Source organism: Sulfuritalea hydrogenivorans sk43H (assembly GCF_000828635.1).
Lineage (GTDB): Bacteria > Pseudomonadota > Gammaproteobacteria > Burkholderiales > Rhodocyclaceae > Sulfuritalea > Sulfuritalea hydrogenivorans.
Genome location: NZ_AP012547.1, coordinates 14,574 through 27,374 on the forward strand (window position 1 = coordinate 14,574; position 12,801 = coordinate 27,374).

Sequence of the window (12,801 nt, forward strand, 5' to 3'; positions counted from 1 at the left end):
TGTTGGGAGTGGGGAGCTTGCCGTTCGGGGTTGATTGTAGGCGCAGGGGTTGGATTCTCCGGCGGTTCGGCGGGGCAGGAGGCGTGCTTCGGGGGTGCGGGGTTGCCGTGAGTCCAGTACCCACAAAAGTCGGCGCTGGCGGTACGGCGATTCGATCACTCGAAGCAACCGCGCTCAATTTTCTATTCCTGAGCGCGTGGTGGCGCTCGATCACGGCTCAGGGCATAGTCAAGAGTCTCTGTGCAGCAGACTATAAAAAGGTGTGCCCTTAAGAACCTCCCCCAAGACATCAAACGTCTTGAATAAGCACTCGTGTACCGCGAGCGACTTTACGCGTTCCGCCAATGGACTCGTTTCACCGCTTAGCCCCAGAGCTCCAAGTTCTTGCGGCGTAACGTTCGGCACTTTGTGGATGAACCAGGTCAATAGCGGCTCCCTGTAGTCCGTGGCACCAGCCTTGAAGTGCTTCAGGTACTGTGATGCTAATATCACGCCCACGCCGAACTCCCGTCCTTGTAGCAAGACCTTGCGCAATACGTCGAATTCGTATCGCATGATGTTGTCTGCTTCGTCGACCAGCAAGAAGGAATCGATGACCCTCAATTGTGGACTGGCCCCGATATAAGGCCGCTTTGGTATGCGCAACATGTGTTCATAGAACATGTTCAACATGATGGCCACTAGCATGTTTTTGGACTTGTCATCCTGCCCTAGGGCATCCAGCGAGATGATTACTATGCCATCCAAGAATTTGTCAAAGCCATCCCCGGCAATGGGTTCACGTGAAAATATTTCCATGTCGACCAAGTCGTCGATGATTGAAAGCGGCGCATCCGACTTGTTGCCTAATAGGACTTGGTAATTCGAGTGAACGTCATAAATTGTCGGCTGCCGACCAAGTAACTTGCAGTTCTCATATGCTTCGCGTACGGCTCGCTTGAGCTGTTGCCGCTGCACTGGGCCAATTCCTGTGTAGATCTTGTCCAATACGTCCGAAAAGAACTTGAACCTGTCCAGCCATGGCGTCATGGACTCGCCCGCCCCTGCCACATCAAATAGGTTCAATGGCAGGTGATGCGGTTTCACCACCTTCGCCCCAACCGCTTTTACGAAATCCTCGGAGCTATAGTCCTTCTTGTAGTCAAAGATCAATACCCTTGGCGTCACGCCTTGGTTGTCTTTTCCACTCTTTGCGATCTGGTAGACCAACGACTTCAGCAATTGGGTCTTGCCTGTCCCCAGATCCCCAACTACGCCGACGTTCAATTGGTTCAGCCTCGTATCACTGAGGTTGACGCGTCGAGTTTCGGGACGGAAGCCATCCACTGTTTCACCTATCAACACCTCAATACCGGAGCTCGCCTTGCCTGGGTGGCTAACACCCTCTGGGCTTTCTGGGCCTGTAGCCTGTGGCGGTGTCGTTGTTGATGGAGTGCCCTCGGGTTCTGTTGGTTCGGAAACCCCATCAGGCTCCGGAAGTTCTTCGCCGCTGTCTGTGGCCGACGGACTTTCCTGCTTGCTCGCAGCGTCCACGTTATCAGGCGTGGGCGCCGACTTTGGCGGGGGAATTTCGGCTGCGCCAGCAGCCTTCAGGGCGGCCGGGAACATTCCCCAATCACCCAGTCCTGCCCCTATCGCCGCATAGATGGACGGAGTGTCGTCCTTGACCACCGACGCCGCGTCACTATGGCCAAGGACGATGGTCTCCTTGAATCCGTCGCCATCCGTATCACGGGGGCCACTCGAAGTTGATCCGTCGATGACGATTAGTCGACCATGCTTGTCAATTTCCAGGGCCGTTTCATCCGAAAGGATCGCCTCCACTACGCGGGCATGGTAGCCAGACCATTTGGACCCCTGTTTTGCAACGTGCGACTGTTGGCTGTAGACCCTAAAGCCAAAACCGATCATGGATGTGAGCAGGTGTTGGAAGGCTAGCTTCCACATCGATAGGTCCGGATCCAGTGCCCGCTTCCTAAGCTCCCCAAATAGGTCAGACAGTGACTTTGACTGGCCTAGTGCGTCTTGGCACGCCGCGACCGGCATTGGCCCGTTCGCGCTGCGATACTTGACCTCAACCGCAGTCAACTTCATGGAAACTCGGGATTCAGACAAACGTATGCCAACGACGATAAGGTCTGGCCGCTGGTTTGATTCCTTCCCAACGGCATGGGTCAAGTCGTCCAAATATCCCTTGAATGGGTCAATCGGAATGACAAGGAGGAGCTGCGTCTCCAAATCCGACTCAACCAAGGTCGGCAGCAAACCCTGGCCCGCCATCTGGTTTATCCGAAACTCGTCCTGCAAGACGCGCGAAGCCACGAACAAGCCCAAGTCTCCGCTCGCCCCAGAATGCCCACTGGAAAGGCCCCGCACCGTCGGAATGCCCCGGCGTGCGACTTCAAGGATCGCCTCGTCCAACCTCGAGTCACTGATCTCCTCGCAGCCTGGGAGGCGGCATAGCACTAACCTAAGGGTTTCGCGATCCAGGTCCTTGATCCCAGACAGCAGGTAATAGCCGTTGCTATCACCGGCACGACTGGAATAGGAAGGTAGGTCATAGTCCCACAGGTATGTACCCTCCAGCCATCCGCCAAGGAAGCAGGCAGGATCAATCGCTGACGAGGAAACTGCAGCGTAGTCAGCGTTGGCTTCCGTCAATACTTTTTTGATCGCATTGACGCTTGGGGCGAACGTATAACCGATCTTCGAGGGTCCAACGTTCTCTAGCCTAACGATGGCAGCCATCGTCTTGTCCGCTAGCCCATCCCCGCTTGGCGGCGTGGCGTATCCAGTGCGCGATTCACTGAGGAAGGCGCCAGAGCCGGCCTTGAGTTGTTGGCGAACGCGATATCGGATCAGGCCACCAAACCCAATTGGTGAGCCAACCTTGGTGCTATCGCATCCCTCACTGGATGTCTCAAGCTGGGCAATTATCCCTAGGTCTGGGCGAATTCCCGAGTCTCCAGTCCCATACCACCTCACGGAATTACCGGTGTCCTCAGCAAGGTTGGAGATTTCGGCGTCATCTGGCCGTGCCGAATCGTCCCGTCCGTCCAGGATTTGGATGTGCCTTGGGCCAAGCGACCTTAGCTGCATCGCTGGCTCATCGGAAGCACCAAATGCCTTGCGACACCATGAAACCAAGCCCTCGTTGCAAGCGCTATTCTGCCCCGCCGCGCTAGTCACAAGGACATTCAGTACCGGTTTTGCTACAAGCATGGCTGATACGTCACCTAGGGCACGGTGGACTTGAGACACGCTAAAACCACTTGCAACGCCCCCAACGAGGATCCCTAGTTCGCGATCAAACGGCGCCCTGCCCGCAAGCCTGGGCAACCGGTCAAGGCGCTCTGAGTTCCACAATACGGACCAGTAGTCGGAACTACATTCCACCGAAAGGAACGGTCGTCCCTTGATGTCACCCGACGCGGTGATGAGGGGAAGGACTATCGAATCGGGGACTGCATCAGGATCCAAAATGCTTGCGGCCGGGCAAGGAAGCTTCCTGGCAGCTTGGAACAAGGTACGCTGGGCCAAGCAATGCCATGCGAGCCTGATTGGGTGTAGTGGCGAAACCAAGATCGCATAGGGCTCAGGTACCAAGGTCGCGCCATCCGACTCGAACTCGGTCAAGATCGATAGGTCAATCCAAGCTGCAACGCTTGGTTCCGCCTCCAGCCATTCGAGGTACGAACGAACGTAACCCTCAACCGTTTCGGCGAACCCGGCATCGTTTGCAAGCCATTCCCCAAGCTTTGCGGCCTCAACCAGTCCGTTGCCGTCCTTCCCTCGAACTCGCGCCGCCAAGTCTTGCCGACACTCAAGGAACTGTGCGGGCGGCTGGAAGGCGCTGGGCTCTGGCCTCGGGTCATGTAGGAACGCCCCCTTGGAAAGGATTGTGTCCTGTTGTGAACCCCAGTCACGGGCCCTCCAATCACTTGCGTAATCCGCCGCCAATGCCAACGGATAGAACGAATGGGCAATCTGGTCTTGGTCAAGCATCCAGCCCTCAAGATCCGTGCAACGTAGGTGCCGATTGACATGCACGTCCGTTGTCGCCCTCCGATGCCGGTTCATACGTATGAGGCGCTCAAACTCACTTCCGCAATGGTCAGGGGTGGAATCCTCACAGGTAAGGTAAATGCGGACCGTGGCCTCCGGCTCGCCATCACGCTGTATTACTATGTCGTAAAAGCAATCAGCAGTCGCATCAACTTCAAAACCGTACGTTGTCTCCGAGGCCTTCGCTATTGGAGACGTCCTTTCCTCGGCAACCCCGCCACTCTCATCACTACCACTGGCGGTGTCGCCAACCGAGACGCCCAACCCCACATATACGTCAAGGTAGTGGCGGCCTTGGCCATTTAATGTCAGTGAGGTCTCATACGTGACCTTGGTCTTCTTGTCGCGGGAAGCCTTGGGGGCAGCAATCTTTGATGCCGTCCTCGAATAAACGATGAACCCTGGCTTCCAGGTGCTTAGCGAAATAACCCGGACGCTACCTTTCTTGAACCCCACCGCTTCGGCAGAATATCGAAGCTGGCTGCCATGCACGGGTAGCACGTCGTCGACAAGTCTACTGGCGCCAGAAACTGCCAATCGCCAATCCCGCTTGTTGGCAACTGCTCCTTCCCGAACTACGCTAACGTCTACCGGCGCCTCGCGTGCTTCTGGAAGGGAAACTTCAAGCTCCACGTCCGAGAGAACTACGGCGTTAATTCCCCGCGCAACTGGAATGATCGAATTCACACACTCGATCTTGATTGCTCCCCGAGGTCGATCAGACGTGTCTTCGAGTAACCGTTTCCACTTTTCGACGGTTAGGTAGGACCACCAATGTGGGGGCTCCCCAATTTCGTCACCCTGGAACGGAGCATAGAAATATTGGGGGGCGCGGGGAAAGGCAGTTGGGCGATCACACTTTTGGACAAGGTGGTCGCGGACCACATTAAGCGGTGGCAGGTCATCGGGCTCTGCATTTGCGCAAATGCGCTCAAAGCCGCCCGTGAAACCTGCGTCCTCCATGTCACCAGCGAGGTCGCCGAGGACCCCAATTTGTTCACCCGCATCGACAAAGCCATCGTCCATGGGGGGGAATCCACAAGCCAAGCTCAGTGACGTCCCAAATGGGACGCTAGGGTCCGATATGGACCATATCCGGGACAAGACGGCCCACGCGCCTCGCCGGTCGACGCTGTGGCGGTGGGCCTCGTCCGCACCCTTGGCAGACTCCTCAACGAGGCGATGGGCATCATGCCTCTGCTCCGCTGAAGTCCACGGATGTCGATCAAGTGCGTCGTCGATCAGTTTCTGGATGAACTGGTCGTTTAGCCAATCCGAGATCGTTGCCGTTGCGGAATTGCTTGCCGCCGCAAGCCCAAACTCATCGCTCGCCGACGACAAGGACAAGCTAACCTGCCGTCCCCCTGGGGCAAGCAACGCAACAAAGCTTGGGCTCTGGGAATTCCGTACGGATAGCAAGTGGCTCGGCTCACATTGGCCAGACGCGCCAACAGCCGGGTTGTGCTGGCCTGGCGGCAACTGATCGAGTTGAAGCAACACGGGCAGGAGCATCAGCTGCCCATTTGGTAGGGCAACTTCAATTCCGCCCTCGTCCGCCAGAAGCTGCAATACCTCAAGCATCAGGTCATGTGGCGGGCCATGGAAAACGGTGCGGAACTCGGCTGTCGCTCCTTGCAGGTCCGCCACTTGGTTCCGAACACGATCCCTGATCCGACTAGCAAGCTCCTGGGCTATTCGCTTCACAGGCTTGCTCCGAGCCTTGCAGCAGAACTGAAGGGGGGAATCATCAACATTCCGGATTCCGCGTCTGGGCTGTCCAATACGAGCCCCAACATTCGAAGCTTCCGGCCAAGGTCACTTCCGCTCATGTTGTCTAGGTCGACTTGTATGCCATACCATTCGAGGTGGTCGCTAAGCCTTTGGACCGACCGTGGTCCGGCTGCCTCGCGAAGGCAGCAATGGACCATGGCCAACAAAGCGACTGGGCCAAGCGAGACAACCCATGGTGCATTTCGGGCTTCGCCCCGCTTCCGCAGGAAATAGCTTTGGTCGTACCCGCGAAGGCTCTCGTCAGACGTCTGGCGCTGCCCAAGCGTGTGACGAGCGAATTCGATGAGGTTTGATCCGATTCCCTTCTTGCATGCGATTGCCCTTGCCTCCCTGTCGGTGACCTCGGTATGGATCGCCAACACTTTGGCCTCGAGTAGGGGCCCACGATTCAGCTCAATCGTTGCCAAGAGCGCCAACAAGTCAGCAGACGAGCTGAGCCGCCTCGTGGAAGTACCGAGTTCCTCCAATGCCCACAAGACGACGTTCAGGCCAACGCGCGCGGTCAAGTAGCCGGACGCATACTCCTTGACGATGGGGACCGCTGGGTTTCCATAGGCTAGGCACCGTGCATCTCCATTTAGGATCTTCCGCCGGACCTCTTCCTCGCTCGCTGGCGCAGGCTGCCCACCGAGTATGTCCCGGACGGTGCGCCACAACTTTTCATTAACGTTGCACAGCCAGACTACATGCATGACCGAGCCAAGCCGAATGACTGCCTCTAGCAAGCTGACCCATTGCCGCCTTGTCATGCTCCCCTTCGCGTCCATCGTTGCCTCTAGGTCACGTACGAACTGCCGCGCGGGATACCTAAGGAAATCCTTGTCTGTCTCTGGTAGGCTTGCAGCAAGGTCGATTGGGTTTGCTACCCACTTGCGCGCATTCTTTCCACGGCGCTGGAACTCCTCCTGAAGCCAGCGCGCCCATACGTCATCCCCCGCGGTGACCGACAGGGCATCAAACAACTTACCCCACGTTGCCTTGGCAGCGGCGTCGGATTCGCTTCCAAGGCAAATCATCCTTTGTATCAACTGGCCAGGATTCCAAGAGTTCCCTGCCAGGCGCGCCGACCCAGAGTAGAGGGCGACGTCAGGGACAACGGGGCAAAGCTGGAGGAATCGCTTTGACGATTGGTTCGGCTGCTTTGGGCTTTCGAGTACCCCATGGAGGACTGTCCTCCATGTATCCGGCCTGATCCTTCCTGGCTCAAATTTCTTGGTCTTCGCCGCCTGGCCAAGGCGATCGAACTCCCGCCCGGCCTTCGGAACCTCCGTCTCTGGATATCCGCCAAACCCGACCGCGCGATATAGCGAAGCCACGACGACCTCCGCTGTCGAAAACTCTGGCGCGGGACGGATGTTGAATGCGGACGAATCGTACGCAGCATGGGATGACTTCCATGGACTATCGCGCAGTTGTTGCATGGTCATCGCTCATCCTCCCAGCGAACGAGGAATGCAGCGAGTTCCCTTACGATGACGTCGTCACGCAGCCCAATCCGAATCTCGCCTTCCTCAAGCAATTCCTCGTCCCGAACGATTTGCCCGGAAAGCCGGGCCCTCGTCGTATCCAACATTGCTACAACTGGGCGTGGAAGGGAAGATGTAGTCATCCCACGCCGCAAGTTCCGGACGGACTTGAAGAGCTCATAGGTAAGTGGGATCGACTGTGTGCCAGCTCCTGAACCCACCGTCAGGAAGCGAATTGCGGAATGTGGCCGATCCCCATTGGGGATATCGCGTGCCTTCACCTTCTGCCGAGGAGTTGTCAATATTGCCCTACGTTGCATCGGCGGGAGCGGCTCCCCAAAGGTCGTATTGAGGGTTACGACGAATCGGTCCTTTTCGTTGAGGAGCCCCTCGACTTGCTTGACTGCATCATGCAACAACTGGGGATCGCCGCCTAAGACCCTTTCGAATTCACGAAGGATCTCGGCATCCCTCACTGCTGCCGAGCGCAAGCCAATGGAACGCCGGACCATGCGACATGCAAAGTCCCTTACCAAGGACTGGACCCTAGAGGCGACCATGGGCCTACGCTTCACGATGTCGGGATCAGACAATTTTTCATCAGCTTCCACGAGCCTGCGCAACAAATCAGCCTCAAGGACAGTGAGGCATCGATATTTTCGGATATAGGAAAACCCCTCACCAACCGATTGGCTGAATCGAGTATCGATTTCCCGGAGACGGATCTTGGTGTTGGAACTTACATCCACCTCCATGTCGGGATCCGCAATGGCTGGGTCTAAGAGTTCTCCCAAGGCCGCGAGCTGGGCGTCAAGCGTCGCCGGGACCGATATAGCTGACCCTCGATTGAGGAAGTGGTAGAGCCCCATTAGCGTCGGATGGCTATCTAACTGGAGCTCCTTAAGGTCCGCCCTCAAACTACGTAGGCCAGTGTGTGGCCACCGACCAAACAGGGAATGCTGGTATTGCGAAGCAACCAAGATGAAGGGAACGCTCAATCGCAATGAATCAGGCTTTCCGGAAGCTGATTTCCCAAGCTCAACCAATCGCGCGGCCCTAGAACACGGGTCCTCTGCTTTTTTTGCTTCGGAGGCTGGTACGCCTGCGAGCAAATATGAGGTTAAGGAAAATAGGTCACGAAAGCTCCAGCGCTTGCCACTCGCGAGTTCATACCATCGCAAGACCCGAAGTAGTGACGACCTATAGGGATCAGAGGAAAGGAGTGATCGGCTCAGACAAAACGGACACCTATCCCCGGCCGCACATGCGCCCTCCTTCGGCCAAAGGGATGGATTCGTAGCCGCTGACAACACCTGCATTGCTGGCGAGCCTGATCCACCGTGGACTGGGCTGCCACCCAATAGGGTTTCAACATCCATCGGCCAAACCCCAAAGGCTGGATAGCCGTCAAGCGGCCAACACCCCGGAGTATCTAGGCCGACGCCAACTGACTGAACGATTGCTTCGAGGACCATTCGCACCTCGTCCTGCCCGCCATCAGTTGCGGCGATCAAGGCATCGTCCAAAATACCTCGGTTAATGCAGGCCAAGTAGACTTGGTTTGGGTCGCCGAAAAGTAGCTTCCGCAAATCCCCAATGAGCAGGTCCGCCGGGGCCTTCTCAAGTGCATCATCCCTAACGGAGGCGTCCTGGACAATGGCCAGATGGTAGGGATGCCGGCCATTCGAAAGGCTGGTGATGTCGCCTACCGCGTGGCGCGGGGTACTGCCGTCCTCGCGGAGGAACTGGGACTTTAGTGCGTCGACTAACGCCCCTGAAAGTCCGAGGTCAGCATCTAGGTTCTTGATTGTGAATTCAATTGCTTCGGTCTTTCCGTTGCCCGGTCCACCAACCAATAAGATGATGCGGGGAGTTCCCTCCAAGCCAGAAGCTATGGCCTTGCACCATCCGCCGAGGCGGGCCAATAGCGGCGTAAAGACAACGTCGCCGGTCGGCCTACCGCCAGCCGAATGGAATAGGCGACGGACCCCTCCCGATTTGTGTCCCGCCCAATCCAACAAACCAGCGGGCAGGGATGGGGTTTCGGGAGTGGCATCCATCGTCAGGCACAAAAGGCAGGCAAAGTGGTCTTCGCCCTATCCTTTGAACGAACGTTCGATAAGGTGTTGGGCCGTACATCCAGTTCCGTCGTTACCTTGGCAAGGGTCTGCAGTATGGCCTGCCCCACAGCTCGGGCAAGGAGCGGAGGTACGGCATTTCCTACCTGTGTATAGCGCGGGCAATCCTTCTTTCGCCGCTCCCCGCCGGTTGTGTATTTGCCATGGAAGCGAAACCAATCAGGGAATGATTGCAACCGAGCAGACTCGCGGACGCTGAGGATCCTTGGCTCGCTGTAGTGCAACACGTCATCTGGCAGGGTCGTAATGGTTGGCGCTGGTTTACTTGGCGACATTGGGACGGTGCGATGCTTTAGCATCCCTAGGCGTTCTCGGTCCGCATCACTCACAGATACACCCTTTCGACACTCGCGCAATATCGCCTCGAATTTTTCGACGACCAAATCCCGATGGCGAGCTAGTCGTAGGCTGTCCATGGCATCCTTGGTCACTCCCTGGTTTGCCCAACGCTGGTATCTGGTAGTCGGCCCAATATAGTTCGGAATCGAAAAGCCTTTCCTAGAGCATGGATCCGCGCATTCGAGCAATGGCCTCCCGCGAATCTCTAGGTCGGATATCGCATCTTGTGCGGATAATTTTTCTGGGAAACCGAACTCATCCCTCTGCCTTAAGCCACAAGCACGGATGGATTCGATAACGCTCGAAACTCCTCCGTCCAGCCTGTTTGCTAGGGTTCGTTGCAATCCAACTACCACCAGCCTCGACCTCTGTTGTGGAACGCTATAGTCTGCCGCGTTAACGATCCACCCCTCAGCGACGTAGCCAATGCTGTCAAGGGCCTCGACCAACTTTTGGTAGTACGATTTTGGTTTTGGGCCGGGCCGTATGCCCTGTCCGCGCTTGGTGGCACCATGTGCAATCTGCATGCCATTTACGTTTTCTAAGACGACTATCTTAGGCTGTACGTCGGACACGAACTGGACATACTGCTCAAACAGTCGATTCCTTGGGTCATTCTTGTTTCGCCGCCCAGCGAACGAAAAACCTTGGCAGGGTGGTCCTCCTGCTACTACGTCGATGGAGCCCCGCAACCGTCTAATGTCAGCCTCATGGTTTCTTAGGACATCTTCAATGGAATGGGCGCGCCTCTCCAACCATTTTGGCCAATCAAAGCGAATTGAGGTGCGGCCATTTAAGAAGTTTGCTTCAAAAGTCTTGAATGCATCGTCAGCCTTTTCGATCGCAAAGACGCCTTGCCATCCTGCCAAGGCCATTCCAAGTGAGAGTCCGCCACAACCAGAAAACAGGTCAATGAACGTCGGACTGGGAGTTCCATTTACTTGCACTATGTCGTCGCTCCAATCTACTTGTCATTACGCGATGTTCGTCGAATACTACCACCATCGCCTTTAGGCACGATACTAGGCGATGTGTGGGTACATTTAGGTATCAGAAGCGGTCTTGTGAAAATAATTAGCGTTATCCGACCAAGGTGTTAATGCAATTGAAGGTGAAAAAGTCAAAATCGAAGCTGGTTGATCCAGCGGTCAGCTACCGAATGTCCCGGATTCGGTCGACGGAAACTGGCATCGAAGTGATCCTACGTCATGCACTGTATGCAACCGGGTTGAGGTACAGGAAAAATTATCGACATGCTGCTGGGAGACCAGATATCGCATTCGTGGGTATAAAGGTTGCCGTATTTTGTGACAGTTCTTTCTGGCATGGTCGAGATATGCGTAGCCTTGAAAAGCGCCTACGGACAAATAAGGCGTTCTGGCTAAATAAGATCAATTGCAACATTGCAAGGGACCGCCACGTTGATCAGGCCCTCAAGGCGGATGGTTGGAAGGTTTTGCGATTTTGGGACGAAGACATAGAACATCGACTGGATAGGTGCGTGAAACGAATTTACAACGAAGTGCATAAGCGGAAAGTGCTTCTGCATCCCCAGCCGAGATGAATGTTTGCTAGCGCCACCCTCGATGACTTCCGTGGCCTTTGTTAAATTGATTTTAGAGAGCCTATTACACTAGAGGCTCATAGGATGAGCCATTATTTACAGATCAGGCTGCTCCGAAAATATCAGGGCAGGTCACTTTCGATCGGTTTCGCGAACCCAACCTGATCACCCGCCAGGCTGCCCTTGTGCGCCGCCATCTGGTCGCGCACGGTAATGCGCGAGTGCTTGTATTTCGGGGAACCGAATTCCGCATCGCGCTTTGCCAGTTTGTCGGTGAGGAGCACCAGCGCCACGCCGGTTCCCTGGCTGGTGGCGGCGGCGGCGAACTCGGCATCGCGCTCCTGGCGCAAGTCGCGCATCCGGGAAGAAATGCGAGCGGCCATGGCCTTGCGGAAATCCTCCATGTCACTCCGGTTCCATTCGGGATGCTGCCTGTGCGCGGCATTCAGGGCCTCCCAGACACTGGCTTTGAGGTATCCCACCAGCCACTGGGCAAACAGGGTGTCGGCCCGGTCGCCATAGAAGCCGACGCCATAGCCGAGCGCCGGATCGTAGTGCAGGCGCACGATGGTGTCGGTGAAATTGGCGACGCCGGTACTGATGAATTGAAACCACCGCGGGCAACTCTTGGCGGGATTCTTCGGCGGGCCGTAGGCGTGAAAGGCCTCGGCCCAATCGAAATCGGTCGCCGCCTTGGTGCTGGCGATCTCGGCCTGCTCGATGCCGAATTTCCGCATCAGCGTTTCGGCCTGGGCCAGGGCGCGCTCGGCTTCGTGGTCATTGCCGCGGCCGTCCATGGCGACGGCCATCAGCTTTTGCGCTTTGCGTATCGCCTGCTCTTTATCCATGGTCCTTCGACGCAATGCCGGGCGTGGGCGACATTGCCGCAGGCGCCTTATTCAGGCCTGCGAAATCCGGCATCGATCCATGCGCTCGCACTGGCTTTGTTGAGCTTGAATCCGCTGGCCACGCGGACCCGGGCGAGTTCTTCGCCGGCGGCATCGTGGGCGGCAAGCAAGGCGTGCGGATCATCTTCGTCGGGCACGATGTCGAGCGTGACGCTGATTCGCCCGGATGCCGCGTTGATCGTGATGTTCTGGTGGAGCGTGGCGTGAAGCTGCTGCACCTGACGCTGCCGGAATTCGCTGGCCGTCTTGACGAGGGTGTTGAATGCCAAGGTATCGAGCGGCTTAGGGTTCTTCTTGTCGCGCCCCATGGTCCAAGGGCCGACCAGGGCCGGCTCGGACTCGCCATCCAGGATCATCTCGACGGCCCATCCCTCGTCGTCTTCGTTCTTGACCACGCGCGCGGTCCAGCCGTTGTTGCGCCAAAACCTCGCTTCCTGGATCAGATCGGGTTTATCCGCCTCGATGGCTTCGTTCGTTGTTTTCGTTGTCATGGGCGCATTTTAGGTCCGGCCATCTGGTGCGGAACCTGG

Annotated in this window: 7 protein-coding genes; 1 reads left to right on the plus strand and 6 read right to left on the minus strand. The window is 56.6% G+C overall.

From position 1 onward, the window contains the following. Positions 1-228: 228 nt before the first annotated feature. From SUTH_RS00080 to SUTH_RS18870, 4 genes are all read right to left on the minus strand, one after another. Positions 229-5,712 (minus strand): ATP-binding protein, encoded by a 5,484-nt coding sequence (locus SUTH_RS00080; RefSeq protein WP_197539619.1) that lies wholly within the window; start codon positions 5,710-5,712, stop codon positions 229-231. 53 nt (positions 5,713-5,765) lie between these two features. After that, complete coding sequence (locus SUTH_RS00085) at positions 5,766-7,277, minus strand: hypothetical protein (protein WP_197539620.1); 1,512 nt, start codon at positions 7,275-7,277, stop codon at positions 5,766-5,768. Positions 7,278-7,279: 2 nt separating this feature from the next. Further along, a complete protein-coding gene (locus tag SUTH_RS19200; RefSeq protein WP_148312805.1) occupies positions 7,280-8,191 on the minus strand; it encodes a hypothetical protein in 912 nt (303 codons plus the stop codon). A gap of 1,193 nt (positions 8,192-9,384) precedes the next feature. Then, the gene (locus SUTH_RS18870) at positions 9,385-10,746 is read right to left on the minus strand and encodes a DNA cytosine methyltransferase (RefSeq protein WP_197539621.1); all 1,362 of its coding nucleotides are present in this window, start codon (positions 10,744-10,746) and stop codon (positions 9,385-9,387) included. Positions 10,747-10,958: 212 nt separating this feature from the next. Here SUTH_RS18870 and SUTH_RS20290 point away from each other — a divergent pair, with 212 nt between their 5' ends. Next, positions 10,959-11,363 carry a very short patch repair endonuclease gene (locus SUTH_RS20290; RefSeq protein ID WP_084207512.1) on the plus strand — a complete coding sequence of 135 codons (405 nt, stop codon included), beginning with the start codon at positions 10,959-10,961 and terminating at the stop codon, positions 11,361-11,363. A 122-nt stretch (positions 11,364-11,485) separates the two neighbouring features. On the opposite strand, the gene SUTH_RS00095 is transcribed toward SUTH_RS20290, so the two are convergent. Together SUTH_RS00095 and SUTH_RS00100 are read right to left on the minus strand one after the other, a co-directional pair. Further along, entirely contained in the window at positions 11,486-12,211 is a 726-nt protein-coding gene (locus SUTH_RS00095) for a DUF2786 domain-containing protein (protein WP_041096125.1), read from the minus strand. 47 nt (positions 12,212-12,258) lie between these two features. After that, positions 12,259-12,762 carry a hypothetical protein gene (locus tag SUTH_RS00100; protein WP_041096127.1) on the minus strand — a complete coding sequence of 168 codons (504 nt, stop codon included), beginning with the start codon at positions 12,760-12,762 and terminating at the stop codon, positions 12,259-12,261. Positions 12,763-12,801: the final 39 nt, after the last annotated feature.